Origin of the sequence: Pseudomaricurvus alcaniphilus (assembly GCF_011440395.1) — a bacterium.
GTDB lineage: Bacteria > Pseudomonadota > Gammaproteobacteria > Pseudomonadales > Cellvibrionaceae > Pseudomaricurvus > Pseudomaricurvus alcaniphilus.
On record NZ_JAAOIX010000001.1, the window covers coordinates 774,410 to 792,480 of the forward strand.

Annotated in this window: 9 protein-coding genes; 4 read left to right on the plus strand and 5 right to left on the minus strand. The window is 53.6% G+C overall.

The features are described 5' to 3' along the window. The first annotated feature begins 12 nt into the window (after nt 1-12). From G8764_RS03410 to gap, 4 genes are all read left to right on the plus strand, one after another. The gene (locus G8764_RS03410) at nt 13-1,158 is read left to right on the plus strand and encodes an efflux RND transporter periplasmic adaptor subunit (RefSeq protein ID WP_166161844.1); all 1,146 of its coding nucleotides are present in this window, start codon (nt 13-15) and stop codon (nt 1,156-1,158) included. 104 nt (nt 1,159-1,262) lie between these two features. Further along, a complete protein-coding gene (locus G8764_RS03415; protein WP_166161846.1) occupies nt 1,263-4,457 on the plus strand; it encodes an efflux RND transporter permease subunit in 3,195 nt (1,064 codons plus the stop codon). A 181-nt stretch (nt 4,458-4,638) separates the two neighbouring features. Beyond that, nucleotides 4,639-5,661, plus strand: a complete 1,023-nt coding sequence (locus G8764_RS03420; RefSeq protein WP_166161848.1) for a glyceraldehyde 3-phosphate dehydrogenase NAD-binding domain-containing protein — start codon at nt 4,639-4,641, stop codon at nt 5,659-5,661. Further along, the gene (gene gap, locus G8764_RS03425; RefSeq protein ID WP_166161849.1) at nt 5,661-6,662 is read left to right on the plus strand and encodes a type I glyceraldehyde-3-phosphate dehydrogenase; all 1,002 of its coding nucleotides are present in this window, start codon (nt 5,661-5,663) and stop codon (nt 6,660-6,662) included. The genes G8764_RS03420 and gap overlap by 1 nt, the downstream gene beginning before the upstream one ends. Before the next feature lie 203 nt (nt 6,663-6,865). Here gap and G8764_RS03430 read toward each other — a convergent pair whose 3' ends face one another. The 5 genes from G8764_RS03430 to G8764_RS03450 all read right to left on the minus strand — a co-directional run bounded on the left by G8764_RS03430 (nt 6,866) and on the right by G8764_RS03450 (nt 18,069). Further along, a complete protein-coding gene (locus G8764_RS03430) occupies nt 6,866-7,228 on the minus strand; it encodes a hypothetical protein (protein ID WP_166161851.1) in 363 nt (120 codons plus the stop codon). Between the two features lie 337 nt (nt 7,229-7,565). Next, the gene (locus G8764_RS22695; protein WP_166161853.1) at nt 7,566-9,599 is read right to left on the minus strand and encodes a glycoside hydrolase family 32 protein; all 2,034 of its coding nucleotides are present in this window, start codon (nt 9,597-9,599) and stop codon (nt 7,566-7,568) included. A 31-nt stretch (nt 9,600-9,630) separates the two neighbouring features. Then, on the minus strand, nt 9,631-10,968 hold the full coding sequence (locus G8764_RS03440) for a sugar porter family MFS transporter (protein WP_166161855.1): 1,338 nt from the start codon (nt 10,966-10,968) through the stop codon (nt 9,631-9,633). 162 nt (nt 10,969-11,130) lie between these two features. Then, nucleotides 11,131-14,466 (minus strand): glycoside hydrolase family protein, encoded by a 3,336-nt coding sequence (locus G8764_RS03445; RefSeq protein WP_166161857.1) that lies wholly within the window; start codon nt 14,464-14,466, stop codon nt 11,131-11,133. Nucleotides 14,467-14,571: 105 nt separating this feature from the next. Continuing rightward, nucleotides 14,572-18,069 (minus strand): glycoside hydrolase family protein, encoded by a 3,498-nt coding sequence (locus tag G8764_RS03450; protein ID WP_166161859.1) that lies wholly within the window; start codon nt 18,067-18,069, stop codon nt 14,572-14,574. Nucleotides 18,070-18,071: the final 2 nt, after the last annotated feature.

Sequence of the window (18,071 nt, forward strand, 5' to 3'; positions counted from 1 at the left end):
GACTACAACAGGATGTTTGTCCACCGCCGATTGCGACTGCCCACCTTTGCCGTTTTATCCCCTCTATCGTCATTCAGCGCTGCCCGCGCGGCCGGGCTTCCAGCCCTGCTGTGCCTTGCCTGTCTGCAATTGTGGTCAGCGGGCGCCAGCGCCGCCGCGGAAGGCGTACCGGTGGCCGTTGCCACCATCAAGCAACAATCGATCTATCGACAGGTGGAAATCACCGGCACAGTGACCTCCCCCCGTGTCGCCCAACTCTCCACCGCCGCCAGCGGCCTGGTGGTGGCCATCCACGCCGAGGAGGGCGATCAGGTTGAACAGGGCAGCCTGTTGCTGGAACTGGACCCCGAACTGGCGCAGCTGACCTTGCAGGCGACCCAGGCCCGCCGCCAACAAACCCAACTGGCGCTGCAGGATGCCGAGCGGCGGCTGCGTGAAGCGCGAGTATTGTTGCCCCAGCGCAGCATCGCGGAAAGCACAGTGCGCGACCTGGAGGCCGAGGTAGCCGAGGACAGGGCCAGCTTCGAACAGGCCCGGGCCGAGGCCAGTCATCAACAGCAGCTGGTCGCCAGGCACCAGTTAAAGGCACCGTTTCACGGAGTGGTGAGCAAAAAACTGGCGGAGCTGGGTGAGTGGGTGGTGCCCGGCCAGGGCGTGTTTGAGCTGGTAGCCGACCAGCATTTGCGGCTCGATTTTGCCGTCGGCGAGGATTACCTGGCGGCGCTGGATTCCGACACCGAAGTCCAGTACAGCCTCAACGCCCTGCCCGGCCAGCGTTTTCAGGGCCGGGTGCAAACCATAGTGCCGGTAACCGAACCGGGAGCACGCACCTTCCTGTTGCGGGTGCAGCCAGAGTCACAGAATGAGCGCCTGATTCCGGGTATGTCTGCCCGCGCCACCCTGCAAATCCCCACCAGCAGAACCGGATTAGCGGTACCGCGCGATGCCACCTTGCGTTACCCGGACGGCAGAGTGGTGGTATGGACCGTTAGCAGCGGCAAGGACGGGCCAGTGGCCAGCGAAAAACTGGTGCAAATCGGCCAATCCTTCGATGGTATGGTGGAAATCCGCCAGGGCCTCAAGGCTGACGACCGGGTGGTGGTCAAGGGCAACGAAGCTCTGCAGAACGGCCAGCGCCTGCGCATTATCGACGGTTAGCCACAGCTTCGGCAAGAAGGCGCCCGGCGCGTTGCGGGTCGCAATCGACGGGCATTGAGCGCTTACAATTTTCATCTCAGTTCAGGGACAGGGTCGCATTCAGCATGTTCGAACACATCGTCAAACGCGGGATTTTAATGACCGTTATTACCCTGATTGTCAGTGTCCTCGGGATACTGGCGGCGGCGCGTATACCGGTGCAAATGATTCCCGACCTCGACGTGCGCACGATCAGCATCCGCACCAACTGGCCCGGCGCCACGCCCCAGGATGTGGAAAAAGAAATCCTTATCGAGCAGGAGGAATACCTGCGCAACCTGCCCAACCTGGCGCGCATCATCGCCACCGCCAACAGCGGCCAGGCGGAAATTGAACTGGAGTTCCCGTTCGGCACCGACATCACCGAGATGCTGATTCGGGTCAACAACGCCCTCAGCCAGGTGCCCTCCTACCCGGAAAGCGTGGATGAACCGCGCATCTACGCCAACTCCTTTTCCGGCAATTCATTTATGTTTTTCAGCATCACCCCGCTGCCGGGCAACCCCCGGCAGCTGGACATGGACCTGATGCAGGATTTTGTCGAGGACAACGTCAAACCCCGTATGGCGCGAGTCACCGGTGTGTCGGAAGTCAATATCAGCGGCGGTGCCGAGCGCCAGCTGCAGATTCTTATCGACCCGGCCCGGCTGGCCCAGCGCCAGTTATCCCTGGCCGATGTCCGCAACGCCATCCGCACTCGCAATCGCGACCGCTCCGGTGGCGAGATAGACTCCGGTAAACGCCAATACCTGCTGCGCACCATCGGCCGCTTTCAGGATCTCGAAGAATTGCAGCAGCTGGTACTGGCGCGACGGGGCGATGCCATTATCCGGCTGCAGGACGTGGCGACGGTGCAGCTGGATCATTTTGAAAAACGCGACAACACCAGCTTCAACGGTGAGCGTAATATCTTCGTCTCCATCCGCCGCGAGGCCGGCTCCAACGTTATCGACATCAAGCGCGACATGCTGGTGGAACTGGCGGGTATCAATCGCGACGTGCTGGAACCCGCCGGCATGTCGATTCAATTAATGGCCGATGACGTGCGCTACGTGGAAGACTCGGTGCGCAACGTCTGGCAAAACCTGGCCATCGGCTCACTGCTGGCGGTGGCGGTCATGTTCCTGTTTTTGCGTTCGCTGCGCGCCACGGCGGTGGGTGTCATGGGTGTGCCCATCTGCATCATCGTCGCCTTTCTCGGCCTGCTGCTGTTCGGCCGCACCGTCAACGTCATCTCCCTGGCGGGCATTGCCTTTGCCATCGGCATGACCCTCGACAACAGCATCGTGGTACTGGAAAGCATCGAACTGGAACGGCGCCGCGGCCTGGACCGCATGCAGGCGGCCATCAGCGGCGTTAAAAAAGTGTGGCCGGCAGTCTTCGCCTCCACCATGACCACGGTGCTGGTGTTCCTGCCGGTGGCTTTCGTCGAACAGGAGGCGGGCCAGCTCTACTCGGATGTCGCCATCGCCATCTCCGCGGCGATCCTCGCGTCGATGCTGGTGGCCATAACGGTACTGCCGACTGCGGCGGCACGCTTGCGCCTGGAGGCCGACCCTCACGCCGGCGGCAAGCTCGGCGACTACCTCAGCGCTCACCACTGGGGGCTGCGCGCCCGTCATTTTACCCTCAACGGAGTGAACTGGCTGCTCAGCACCCGGCGCCGGCGCCTCGGCTGTATCGCCATTACGATTCTGCTCAGCGCCGCCATCATTATCGGCCTGACGCCTCCGGCGGAATACCTGCCGGAAGGCGAAGAGCCCAAGGTGTTTGCCACCATGAACGCGCCGCCGGGATACAACCTGGCGGCCATGCAAGAGATTGGCGCGGATATCCAGGCCTACTTGCTGCCATTTGTCAGCGCCGACCCGGCGGTCTTTCATCGCGGTGACGCACCGGTGCCAGCGATAAGGTACTTCAATATGCGCGTTTCGTCACAGAGCTTGCGCATCATCGCCGAACCGGTCGAGGCCGCCGACATCGATGAATTGATGGACGCACTGACGGCCAAGTATCAGGAATACCCGGGCATGCGCGCCTTCGCCGCACGGGGCTCTATCATTACCAGCAACGACGGCGGCACTCGCAGCATCAACCTCGATATATCCGGCCCGGACCTGGCCGCCATTTACCAGGTGGCCCAGGCAGCCTACCTCCGTGCCGGTGAAGTGTTTGATAATCCGCGCATCCAGACCAACCCCTCTTCCCTGACCCTGGCCCAGCCGATGGTGGAAATACATCCGGATTGGCAGCGCGCCGCCGAACTGGGCCTGAACTCGGAGGAGTTGGGCTTTACCGTGGCAGCCCTCACCGATGGCAGCTATGTGGACGAGTTTTTTCTCGCCGACGACAAGATCGATATCTACCTGTACAGCAATATCGGGCAAAACGCCGAACTCGACACCCTCGCCCAGCTGCCCATTTACACGCCCAGCGGCGCGGTTTTGCCACTGGCCTCCCTCGCCCGCATTGAAGAGAAGGTTGATACCAGCAGCATGCGCCGGGTCAACGGCAGCCGCACCGTCACTCTCAATATCATTCCCCCGCGCAGCGTGGCGCTGGAAACCGGGGTCGAAATTGTGCGCAACGATTTGGTCGGCCACCTGCGCGCGCAAGGCGCCATACCGGCCGGTGTCAACCTGAACATTTCCGGCGCTGCCGACCAACTGGATGCCACCCGCGCCGCCCTCACCAGCAATTACCTGGTGGCACTGCTGATCATCTACCTGCTGCTGGTCGCCATCTTCAATCACTGGGGCTACCCGCTGCTGATCATGACCTCCATTCCGCTGGGTATTGCCGGCGGCATTGTCGGCCTGTGGCTGCTGAACTTCGCCGGCGGTTTGCTGCCCTGGCTGGGGCTCAACGCCATAGTGCAGCCGTTTGACATGATCTCCATGCTCGGCTTCCTGATATTGATGGGCACGGTGGTGAACAACCCGATCCTGATCGTGCACCGGGCCGTGGACAATATCGACAAACAGGGTATGGAGGTGCAAGCGGCAGTGCAGGAGGCGGTGGAAGCACGCCTGCGCCCCATCGCCATGTCCACCATCACCACGCTGTTCGGCCTGGCACCGCTGGTGCTGATTCCCGGTGCTGGCACCGAACTCTACCGCGGCGTCGGCGCCATCGTCATGTTTGGCATTATCGGCGCGGCCCTGGTAACCCTGACGCTGCTGCCGGCACTGACCACTACGGTGCTGCAATACACCCGCCGCCGCCATCCGGCCGTACAGGAGCCCGCCCCATCGCCCTGAACTAGCGACACTAATTCTCGCAGCAGTCGCACCACTGCGATGCAAAAATGCGCCTGATTTTTACCACCCAATAAAAACGCGGCGGAGTTTTTGCAGTTTTCGCGATCCTTTCTTCTCCTGCGAGTTTTTTTGTGGGATGCTAGGCGACTACCATCACAGAGCAACCCGAAGGAGTCTGACGATGAGTAAACCCAAGCCAATAAGACTAGGTATAATGGGCTTTGGCCAAACCGGCCGCAAGATCTACGAGCTCGCATCCCAGAGCGACGATATCGAAGTTGTCGCCATTGCCGACATCGGCGCCCCGGAAATCCTGCACTATCTACTTTGTTCCGAAGTAAAAAATCCCGATCAACATACCCTCGAGGGAAACTTCCTTTGCAACCCCCGCTTTCGATCGCGCATGATGCCCATCGATCGCCCGGCAGAAATGCCATGGGATGTGTTCGGGGTAGACATGGTTATCGATGCGACCGGTAATTTCCGCGAAAAGCATTTTATGGAAGATCACCTGCGCAGCGGCGCCCCCAGGGTACTGAATCGCAGCCTGCCGCGGGACGGGATCGACCGCATTGTTATTCCCGGCATTAACTGCGACAGCATCTCCGCCGCTGACCGTATGGTCTCCGCCGGCTCGGCAACAACCACCGCGCTGGCCCTGCTACTGGACATCCTGTCCGATCGCTTCGCCATTGAATGCGCCAGCATGACCACCATACATTCCTACACCAGTGACCAGTCGCTGCAAGACTACGCCGGCAGCGATTTCCGTCGCAGCCGTTCGGCGGCAGAAAATATTATCCCCAACACCCACGAAGCCAGCCTCTGGATCGGTCAAATCCTGCCCAAGTTCGAGGGCAAGGTCATCACCTCGGCGTTGAATGTACCCATCCAGGATGGCTGCCTGTTGGACGTCAACCTGGTGCTCACCGATACCGCGGTTAGCGTCGATGATATCAACAAAGCTATGCGCGACAGTGTTGCTCGCTTCCCGGGGGTAGTCGCCGTTGCCGAAGACCCGATTGTTTCCTCGGATGTTATCGGCAATTCAAGTTCGCTGCTGTTCGATATACCGGGCACCATCAAGGCGGGCTCCAATACCATCAAGACGCTGAGCTGGTATGAAAACCTGGGGCACGCGGCGCGGCTACTCGATGTAGTCAGGCTGTACGCCAAACTGGATGCTGCGGAGGAGGCTGCGTAATGAAAGTTGCAATCAACGGTTTTGGACGGATCGGTCGTTCGGTCTTCAGGATCCTGGAAAATGTCGAAGGCATAGACATCGTTGCCGTCAATGATTTGTTCGACCCTGACGCGCTGCGTTACCTGTTGAACTACGACACCATTATGGGGCCTTTTGGCAAGGCGCTGAAACTGGAAGACGGACACTTTGTCACCCCCAAGGGGCGCACCAAGTTGCTCTGTGAGCGGGACCCCGCCGCCCTGCCCTGGGCTGAATTGGGCATCGATGTCGTGGTCGAATCCACCGGCGTGTTTCGCAAGCGCTCGCAACTCGAAATGCACCTGACCGCCGGCGCCAAACGCGTAGTGCTGACAGTGCCCGCCGGAGAACCCATCGATTACACGGTGGTCCTCGGGGTCAACGATAACGGCTTGAAGCCGGAGCATCGCATTGTCTCCAATGCCAGTTGCACCACCAATTGCCTGGCGCCGATGGCGAAAGTCCTGAACGACAATTTCGGTATCGTCGAAGGTGTCATCAATACCGTGCACGCCTACACCAATGACCAGCGCCTGGCCGACGTACCGCACTCCGATTGGCGCCGCAGTCGCGCCGCGGCTGAAAACGTTATTCCCACCTCCACCGGCGCAGCGAAGGCCGTGGGCGAAGTGCTGCCCGACCTGAAAGGCCGCTTGCACGGCATAGCAGCCAGGGTACCGGTGCCGGATGGATCGGTGGTAGACCTGTTTGTGAAACTGAAGAAGTCGATCACGGTCGACGATATCAATGCCGCGGTGAAAGCTGCCGCAGCCACACCGGAACTGAGCGGTATTCTGGAATACAGCGACCGGCCAATGGTGTCGTCCGATATTATCGGCAACTCCCATTCCTCGATCTACGATGCCAGTTTCACCTCGGTGATTCACGGCGACTACCTGCGCGTACTCAACTGGTACGACAACGAATGGGGCTATTCCAGTCGCGTCTGTGATCTGCTGAAACGCTTCAGCCAGTGGCAGTAAAATCCAGTGCGGCAGCTACCGGGTTTTTTCTTTGCCGGTAGCTGCCGCCTGAATTAATGGTTTGCCCAAGTCAAAATCAACGCAATCAAAGGTGCCAGAGTCATTGATTTCTTAAAACAGAAAATCAATGACTCTGGCACCTTCAATCTCATCACCCCATTGATCTTTTCGGGTAAATACCACCTAATCTGAAGAACCGCGCTTCAGCGCGTGCGTTTCCGGTACAGCTTGACGGCCTTCCGGCCCCCCTTCTTATAAGACTCCTTCTGTTTTTCCTGTAACTGGTCGGAGAGCAGGGCCGGGTCATCGGGGCTGGGCAGCAGCACCCGATAAATGAGTTGCAGGCGCTCGCCATCGCAGTCGAAGCAAACTCTTTCCGGTACCGCTTCAGTATCCGTGACCTGCTGTAACAATGTTCGCGCGACCTCATCCGGGTGGACACCGTCGTTCAGCGCGGCATGTGGCAGCACCAACCACGGCGCAGAAGCAGCGGGCAACGCAAGCGCAAACAATCCTTTGGCGTCATACCCCAGCACCACGAGAACCACATCAACCGGTAAAGACACAAGCACACCCTAAAAATTAAACATTTACAACCAACCTGGGAGTTGTCAATGAAGTATCGTCAACAATCGAGAAGACCACATCATGGGCAATGCCACAATAACTGCAGACAAGGATACAACACCGTCAAACTGGAACAATAGATACCGACATAAAGATTGCCTATCTACGATTTTCGTCTTGCCCCTATGCTGCATCAATGTCCCATAAAAGCCGGCACTGGTAATCAAGGGATTTAATTCAATGAGGGGCAGGTCAATGGAGGACAGAATTCATTAAAGCCAGGGTCGATTGAGTTATATACGCAATCAATCGACCCTTACCTCAATTGTATCTTACTTACTTTTTCTGGCGCCAAATCGATTTCAACGTGTACAGGTCAGCGTCCACCTCAACCGGGCCGTCACTATTGAGCGCCACACTGGTGTAGGGCTGGGCGGGAAAAACCTGTGCAGTCAGTACCGTCTCCCCGTCATTGATAAAAACCTCAATCGAGGAGTGATCAACGAAAACTCGCAGCGACACCTCGCTTGTTTCCCCCACAATAGGGGCCTTCTGTACGCTGGCAAACGACCGGGCGAAATCCACCTTGCCCGATTGGGTGCGATCCAGAATGTATACGCCCTCCTGCCGATCAATAGTGAACAGAGTCTGTTGGTTTTGCTCATTGGCCAGTGTCAGCGCCACCGTCGATGCTTGCAGGGTATCCAGTTTGAGTTCGATCTCAAGGGTGCCAGTGTTACCCTGCAACATTTGCCCCAAATCCAGTGTTCCGTCGAACGTGGTGCTTTCGACACTCGCCTTTCTATGGCGCAATTTTTCCAGCTCCCGCACAGGCTGGGAGTGCAGCCTGAACCCCTGGTCAGCTTGATTCAGCAGCAACGTGCGCGGCAAGGTCATGGCGCTGCGCCAGCGCTCCGTTGGCGTACTGGTGGCATAGTCCCAGTTGCTCATCCAGCCGATAAACAATCGCCGACCATCTTCGGCAGGGACGTCAGACCAGGTAACGCCCGCGTAGTTATCGGTGCCGTAATCGAGCCACAGCGCGGATTCCTGCTGCGGCTGCGCGGCCTTCTCGGTAAACACAATGTTGTCTATGTAGGTGTAGCCCCAGCGGCCATCGGCCTGGTCAACGATCTCCAGTTGCGCTTGCTGACCCTTAAACTCACTGACATCCCAGCTCGCCGCCTGCATCACCTGGGAATTATTGCCAGCGGCACGGCGTACCACCTTGCCGTCAACCAACAGTCGCATCCCCTGTAAGTCCTTATCAGCACCGCCGCCAATATAAAAATTGATAAAGGGCTGCGCAATGGTAAAACTCTTCGAGCGGAGCGAGCCAGTACCCGCTGTTCCCCGGCCCTCAGTGGAGACAAACATTTTGCCATGAATGGCCTTGTCGACGAGGGAGAACTCTACCGGCTGGCTTTTCACTGTATCGCCGCTAACAGTCCAGCGTGACAGGGACTCCTCGAAGTCCTCGAACATTTTTCCCTTCGGGAAAATAGCCGGCACGACTTTGAGATTCTGCAGGCTGGGATCTACCTTAAAGTGGGTACCGTCGAAATCACCAACGAAGTACTGGGTTGCGGTGCCACCGTTGGGAGAACCGGCAATTATACTCACCAGCAGTACGTATTTGCTTTCATCTGATCCGGCCACCGGTATTTCAACCAGCTCAGGGCACTCCCACACCCCCCCGTGCACACCCCAATCACGTCCAAAATCACTTTCAAAATCCCAGCTCTTGAGGTCTTTGGAGGAATAAAAACTTACCCGGTTCTTGACCGCCAGCGTCATAATCCATTTTTTCCCGGGGGCATACCAGAACACCTTGGGATCTCGAAAATCCCGATCTCCCATATTGTCTAACACAGGGTTGCCGCCATACTTGGTCCAGGAGCGCCCGTTGTCCAGGCTATAAGCGATACCCTGGGTCTGGAAATCGCTGCCACCAAAGTCGTGCGCCAGATGGTCGTGGTAAGTATAAATTGCCACCAGCGGGGGGTTATCCTCACTCCCGAAACCGGAAGTATTGTGCCAGTCAACAACCGCGCTGCCGGAAAAGATGGTGCCGAATCGATCCGGGTAGAGCGCGATGGGCAGGTGTTCCCAGTACACCAGATCTTTGCTGACCGCATGCCCCCAATGCATCGGCCCCCAGACATTGCCGTAGGGGTGATACTGGTAAAACAGATGGTATTCACCCTGGTAGTAAACCATACCGTTGGGGTCATTCATCCACTTTTGCGGCGGGGTAAAATGAAACTGCGGCCGGTAGAGCTCCTGGTAGAGGTCCTCTGGCAGAGGTGATTCGGCCTGCGCAACACCAGCGAGCAGTAGCGCGGTTAGCAAGGTAAGCAATATCTTCATAAGTAACTCTCGATTCTCTTTGTTTGTCTTGTTACACCAAATGATGTTCGTAAACATCCTTACCCAGGTCTTCCAGTGAACGTCCCTTGGTTTCCGGCATCATGAACAACACATACAGCAACTGTAGTACCATCATGGCGGCAAAGAAGATGAATATTGCGGTGGGCTCGAAACGGCTCAGGAAGAACGGCATTACCAGGGTAATGACCGCGGCAAATACCCAGTGTGTTCCGGCCCCCAAAGACTGACCGGTGGCACGCACGCTGTTGGGAAAGATTTCGGCAATAAACACCCAGATCACTGCCCCCTGGCCGACGGCATGGGAGGCAATAAACACGAACACAAATAACACCACCAGCATGCCACCGGCGCCACTGTAAAACGCCCAGGCAACCACCGACAGCGACACGATGTAACCGATCGATCCAATCAGCATCAGGGTCTTGCGACCCACGTTGTCGATCAGGTAAAGCCCCAGCATGGTAAACGCCAGGTTAGTCAACCCGATACCGGCGCTGGAGAGTAGTGCCGAACTGGCGTCCAGACCGGCCAACTCGAACACCCGCGGCGCGAAATAGATAATGAAGTTTATGCCCGACAACTGGTTGAAGGCGGCAATCAGAAAGGCCAGTAGAATAGGGAAGGCATAAACCTTATTGTACAGGTGGTCCTTCTGGTGCTGCTGGGCGTCAGCCTCGATCCGTGCAACCAATTTATCAACATTCTCACTCTCACCCACAGCCTCGCCAATCTGCTGCAATACAGCCCTGCCCCCCTCAACGTCATTTTTGCGACGTATCAACCAGCGCGGGCTTTCCGGCACGCCCGTCACCATCAGCAGGAAAATCGCCGCCGGAACGACCTCGATACCCAGCATAACGCGCCAGTTTAATCCGACCCACTCGGCCACCAGATAATTGGAGAGGAATGCAATTAGAATGCCGAACACAATCTGGAACTGGTAGGTGGCCACCAGTCGGCCGCGAATTTTGGCCGGGGCAATCTCAGAGATATATGCTGGCACCGCAATCGACGATGCGCCCACACCCAACCCGCCGATAAAGCGAAAAAAGGAAAACGTGTACGGATCTGGCGCAATCGCGGAACCCAGCGCAGACACCAAGTACAACACTCCGACACCGATCAGGGTTATCTTCCTGCCCAGTGCATCACAGGGAATACTGCCGGCGAGGGCCCCAATTACCGTACCCCAAAGCGCCGATGACATAATGAAAGCACCGTGAAACAGCGGGCTGGTTTGCCATAGTTCCTGGATTGGCTTGTCAGCCCCGGAGATAACCGCAGTATCAAAACCAAAGAGAAAGCCCGCCACGGAAACCGTGAGAGACCAGTAGACGATTTTATTCATAGGTACACCCATTAGTGTCCGGATAAATTTTTAATAAATTTAATTGGTTGGAAAAAATGCCATTCCCCGCGCCCACCAGAAACTGGCGTTTCCGGACGGATACCAGGAGGCAAACGCCTTAGCCTGTTAGTTCGTTGGCGATCTATGCCGCAATGTGTATGACTATTTAGCAAAGCGGTTTAATTCTTTTATTTCAATTATGCCACTGATTGCCTGCACACCAACTTTGTATTCTGCCAGCTGATAGAGCCTGAAGCTGAGCGCTTTATCCTGATTAATATACAAGCTACCAACACCATTTTCAGGATGTAGGAACAATTCAAGCTGGATGCCTTGTTGAGCATTTAACTCAATCGGGACACGTGCCAACTCTGTTACCTGCTCTGCGTTTTTAGAAAGCAAACGTGCCAGCTGCTTCTCGCTGTCCAGTTCAATCAAATAATGAACCTGACTGTCAGCCTGCGCAAACACAACCGCAAGCTTGGCATTTTCTTTATTACTGGTCAGGTCTACTTGCAGCAAGTTCATACTGTCAAAGGCAGGTAGCAATATTTGTGCGCCTGGCGTCTGAAATATATTGCCATTGTTCATCTGTAGTTTGGCTTTATCATTCTTTGATTCACTCTGCACCGAGTCATGCTGAACAACGCCGGAACTGGTTTCCATGTCTTCAACAGATAGAGGACGATTGAGCTGCTGACGCAACTTGTCCGGCAATTTTACCGCAAGATTGCCATTTTCCGTTGCATGCAGCTGATGCACCATCAAATCTCCGCCCCACCTGGGATCCGCACCATCGTTGCGGCCGTCTGTATGAGGTACCCAGCCAAATAACAAGCGTTCAATTTCATTACCTGCCGAACGCGCAGCATAGAAATAACGGCCATCAAGCTGGTCATCGTTTGCCTTAACCCAGTCACCATTGTCGTTAACCAGATATTTGACTACGGGCGATTCATTGCGTTGGTCGGAATAAACGATATAGGGTGTACTAGACAATTCAAAATACTCAGGTACTTCCAGATTCAGTGGAGAGTTTTCACGGTATAAGGGCGGCTGCGCTGTCCAGCTGGATAAATCGTTTGACGTATACAAACCAATTACGGCTTGCCCGTAATAGCGAGAAGTGATGAGCATCCAGTAACGCTGTTCATCCTGATTCCAAAAAACAAACGGGTCGCGGAAATCATAATCGCTATATCCATAGGTACCGGTAAAAGTATCAGTCTCAATGGTTTGCCAACTTTTCAAGGTATTGTCGCTTGCTACTGCGTGCATCACAGCTTCAACCGGAGAATGGTTTACGTTATGGCCTGTATAGAACAGGTGGTACTGGCCGTTCTGGTCTTTGATGACACTGCCAGAACCAGTCCATTGATCTTGTTTACTGCTGTCAGCCGAAGCGCCTAAAACCTGTTCCGGGAACGTTGAAGTTAACAAATCTGTGGTTTTGCTTAAATACCAGGAGTGATAACCTGAGTTTTGCAGATAATACAGATAGAACTCACCATCCTCATAATATGGATTGGCATCACCCATATTGAGCTGCAATGGTACGGTATGACCTTCAACCTGGCTCACAATCGCACTTGCGACCGGGGTCACAGCTGCCTGCTCTGCCTGACGAATTTCGTCTACCAGAATAAAAGGTAAACTGCCGTCGTTGACTGAATTATCATGCAAATCAATAATTTCGATAGTGGCTTGCTGATTGATCAGGCCGGATACATCCCAGCTCTGCCAGTCCAGCTCAGCAACCGAACCATTGCCGGTTGCCTGACGAACCACTTTGCCATTGACTCTTAGCACTACCGCTGTCGCGTGTGAATGACCAAAAACATTAGTACCACCACCTGTGAGAAAATTTATGTACGGCAGCGTGATAGCAAATTCAGGTGTAATCAATCGGCCAGTCGTCTCTTCACCATACCAGCTTCCAATACTGTCGGCCTCATTGGCAAAACCTTGGCCGAAACTGGCAAATACACGATCGCCAACATGCTTGCCTATGTCGCTAGCCCACAACCCGCCATCAAAACGGACAAAGTCACCATAAGCCTGAAAACCATGTTCGTGAAATCCATCAAAGCGGCCACAACAAAATTCGAAACCAGCAATATTCTGCAGTGGGAAATCCAGACGCTTAAATGCTGCAATACCCTCGGACTCCGGATTGCTGGCGACATTAGCAGCTTGTAGATCAACTTTACTATTGACATCTGGTGTTACCAGCGCTGAATCTGCGGCGCGAAACTGATCTGCCAGCAGGTACGGTAGACTGTTATCCGAATTGTCATCCGGGTGCAGATCAATAAAGCGTAATCTGGCCGTCTGGCCGACAATTTCACTGACATCCCAACTGGTCCAGTAAAGCTGATTTTGCTGATTGCTGCCACTGGCGTGGCGTACAACCTGGTTATTTACCAGCAGTACGACTGCAGTTGCATTGGCTGCATCAAACCTGTTTTTTCCGCCGCCAATCAGAAAATTAATAAAATTGTGGTTAATGGTAAATTCCGGGCTGTCCAGTGTGCCGGTAGCTTTACCACCGAGTTGCTCCGCACTGGTATCCTGGTCGTCAGAGTAACCGTCACCATAACTTGAGAAAATACGTTCATCGATCGCACCATTGATACTCGTGGCCCAAAAACCACCATCGAGTTGATCAAAATCTCCTGTAGCATTGCCGAACCCATGCTCCTGGTAGGTATCAAAACCTCCGCAGCAAAATTCAAACCCGGATAAATCCAATGCATAGCCAGAGCCGAACAATGGAATTCCTGCGTTTTCCGGATTGACATAACTCGCGACTGAAGGTTCTACTGCTGCGAGTTCGGCAGCGCGAAATTCATCGGCCAATAAATAGGGTAATTGGGTATCTGAATCGTCTGCAGGGTGCATATCGATTAGCAGAATATAGGCGTTTTGTCCTTGATACTCCGCCACATCCCAGCTTTGCCAATTGAGCTGATATGGCTGATCATCACCGCTGGCATGTCGTACCCATTCACCATCCACGACCAGTACAGCTGAAGTTGCATTAACTTGATCAAAGCGGTTACTACCACCACCAATTTTAAAATTAATATAGGTTTTATCTATGGTAAATTCAGGCGTGCGAATACTACCAGTGGCTTGCCAGCCGATGTGTTGCGCACTGGTATCCCAATCACCATCAAAACCGTCACCATAACTGGCAAACGCACGTTGCCCAATAGCACCATTTATATCTGCAGCCCATTGGCCGCCGTCCAACTTGATAAAGTCGCCAGTGGCCTGAGAAAATCCGTGTTCTTGGTAAGTATCAAATCCACCACAACAAAATTCGAAACCAGCGATGTTTTGCTCCGGATAAGCAGCTCGCGTAAACAGTGAGTAACCTTCTGTTTCTGGCTGTGTTGTAAGCTGAACACTGGCAAATACAGGTTGTAATCCTGTGATTGCCAATGTAAATAGGCCCACCCTTGTTAAACTGCTGGTGTTGAGTTTATTTATCATATTTATGTTCTCTTTGGCTTTGCCTGAACATCTCAGCATTTGTTCGTATTTAGCTTTGACAATAATTGCCGACCACGCATCAAAGATACGTAGTCGGCACTATGGCTATTTGGTGAAGCGAACCAAATTATCGATAGATATCCCGTCGTCATTGGTATAGAGACCAATATCATAGTCTTTCATATCATATAGACGGAAACTCAACGCCCGCTTGCCATCCAGATAAAGCGTTCCTATTCCAACTTCTGGATTGAGGAAAAGATCCAGACCAACCCCAGCCTCGGTATCCAGATCAACTTTCACCACCGGATTATCCTCGAGACCAAGCCCTGCGGAAGTGGGAGGTGGTCCTGGTAACGGTAAATCAATAGCAGGCAGGTCATGCTCGAAGAAGTGATCCGCCAAAAGAAAGGGTAATCCGGGAGATCCGTCACCATCATGATTATCCACCAGCACCACATAGGCCTCCTGACCCTTAAATTCGCTGACATCCCAGGCGCTCCATTTCACCTCGAGCTCCGGGAAGCTACCGTTGTGGAACGTATCATCACCAGCGGAAGTACGTACAGGGTTCCCATCTCCTCCGACAATAAACAAGCCTATAGCGGTAGCTTTATCGGTACCCCAGGGGTTACTACCACCACCAATCAGAAAGTTGATAAAATCTTTAGTGATGGTGAACTTCGGCGTTGTTACGGAACCAGTAATTTCCCAGCCGAGAAACCCACCGCCAATTTGGTCACCAAAGCTGCGGAAGATCCTGTCATCATGAGCCCCGATAACATCAGCACCACCGCCGCCGGCCCACTGGCCACCGTCAATCAGGATCATATCCCCTGTAGCTTCCTGATAGCCCCAATCTCCCCAAGCCCCCATTGCGTTATCTCCACCATAGCAGCACTGCTGGAAAGATGAGGCTGAAAAATCGCCCCAATTAGTCGCCCAGAGATTTCCGGCCTGGAGCTCAGGCTCTTCCAGTATCAAAGATGGCTCTCCGGCATCAAAGAAGAATTCGGCTTCATCATCTTGAGCATCGATTTGGATAGCTACACGCTCTTCAACCATTTCTCCTTCTTTTTCAACTATTCGGGTGAATTGAATCCCAAACACCGCTTCGGCAGTACTACTCGATACTTCCAGCTCCAGACGATTGACCTCGTTTGCCGCTGCCAGCGCGAAACTTGAGTTCGCTCCCAAATCAATCACCGGGGCGTCACCAGTTACATCACCTGACTTGGAAACCATCGCTGTATCTGCCACGGTCTGCAAACCTGCGCGAATCTTTTCGGGTAGAGATACCTTCAACTCACCGGTCGCCGACTTAGTTAGCTGATGGGCTATCAAATCCCCTCCGAAGCCCAGAGTCCCCGAATCGTCTCTCGTATTCCTATCAGCAACCCAGCCAAACATAAGGCGCTCTGAATCATCTCCCGCAGTTCGACCTGCGTAAAAATACTTCCCATCCAAAGCATCGTTTTCCGGGATTGACCAAACGCCGAAGTTTTCTGACAGATACTTAACTTGACGAGAACCGTCACGCTGGTCTGAGTAAACAAGAAACGGCGTCAAATCACCTTCCTCCCCCAGATTGAAATAATCAGGTACTTCAAGATTCAGATTTGAATTCTCAGTGTAAAGTGGATCCGCAGCCACCCAGGTTGAAAGATCGGTCGAGGTATACAAGGCGATTGCCGCCTCACCCGCGTATCGACTGGTCAACAGCATCCAGTATTGATCCGCCTCTTCATTCCAAAACACCTTGGGATCCCTGAAATCATCGCTACTATAGCCTCCATCAGCTGAAAAAGTGTCATCTGGCTGATCGATCCAGCGAGTCAGTGTGCTATCAGCCGCAATGGCATGCAGAACCACTTCTTTGGGCGATAGATTTTGATTGTGGCCCGTGGAGAACAGGTGATATTTTCCCGCATGATCCCTAACAACGCTCCCTGACCCAAGAAACTGGTCTTGCGCTTCTCCGTCACCGGATGCAGACAGAACTTCTATAGGAAATGATGCTGATAGCAGATCCTTTGTTTTGGTAAGGCCCCATGAATGGAAGGAAAAGTTCTGTAGATGATACAGATAATAAGTTCCATCTATATAGATAGGGTTTGGATCAATCATATTAAGATTAAAACCAACCGCATGGCCTTCGGCCGCTATAACGAGGCTATCGGATTCAGGAATCGCTGCGGCTTTGTCCGCCGATCGAATCTCATCGACCAACAAAAAGGGTAGTGAACCGTCGTCTATGGAGGCATCATGGAAATCGATTATTTCAATAACTGCTGTTTCACCAATCAAACTCGATACATCCCAGGTTTTCCAGTCAACCTGAGACTCCAAACCATTGCCTGTAGCTTGACGTACTACCTTTCCGTTAACTCGTAAAACCATTGCCGTAGTGCGGTTTTCCCTGTTGCTGCCTGCCATATAGGGGTTGGTACCACCGCCGATCAGAAAATTTATATAGTTTGCATTGATCTCAAATGATGGGGTGGCGAGAGTACCGGTCTTATCATCTCCGATCCACCCCAGACTCACACCTGTAGGGGTTTTACCGTCAGCACGGCTGGAAAAAGCCCGCTCTCCGATACTATTAACCACATCAGCCGCCCACCAGCCTCCATCCAGAAACTGCATGTCGCCCGTAACATTAAAGTTATGTATTCCATATGTACCAAAGCCGCCACAGCAAAACTCAAAGCCGGCGATATTTTGATTTGGGTCTTGTTTGCGAATGAACGCCGGAGTACCTTCCAGCTCCGGCATGTTAGTGAACTCCTTAGCGCCAAACTTCACAACGCTTTCCGGTGCAGGCTGAACAGCAGCAGAATTGGCTATACGAAATTCGTCAGCTAATAGATACGGCACCGCCGTATCTGAGTTATCGTCTGGATGGTTGTCGATAAACAATATCTTCGCCGTTCGTCCTTTTAGAGTTCGTACATCCCATGCATCCCACGCCACTTCAAACTCCAGGTTCTTTCCACTTGACTGGCGGACAATCTCCCCGTCCACGACCAAAGCTACTGCTGTAGTATTTGGTCGATCGATGCCATTTTCCCCTCCTCCGATTAGAAAATTGATATAGCTGTCTGTAATTTCAAACTCCGGACTCTCGATCGTCCCGGTTGCACTAAAACCAATCCAACCCAACGAAGTACCATCTTCGAGAAAGCCATCGCCAAAGCTGGAAAATACTCGATCACCCAAGTTACCGGCAACGTCGCCGCCCCACCAGCCACCGTCTAACTTAGCAAAATCTCCAGTCGCATTAGTAAACTCATGGTTTTGATATGTATCGAACTTACCACAACAAAATTCGAAACCGGCTATATGCTGGTCCGGGTCAGACTGACGAACAAAGAGGCCAGCTCCTTCTGTGGCTGGATCATTTGAAATGATAACCGGACCCAATTCTACGTCATTTGGATCATCCTGCAGAACTACAACTACTCGGCCATCTTCGTTAGAGTCCAGCAAAGTATTGGAACCATTTTTCGCACCATCACCCCCGCAAGCTGTAAGCAAAACGGTCGAGCTACAGGCAACGACTAAACTGGTTTTGGAAATTATTTCTGAAAGTATTTTTTTCATTT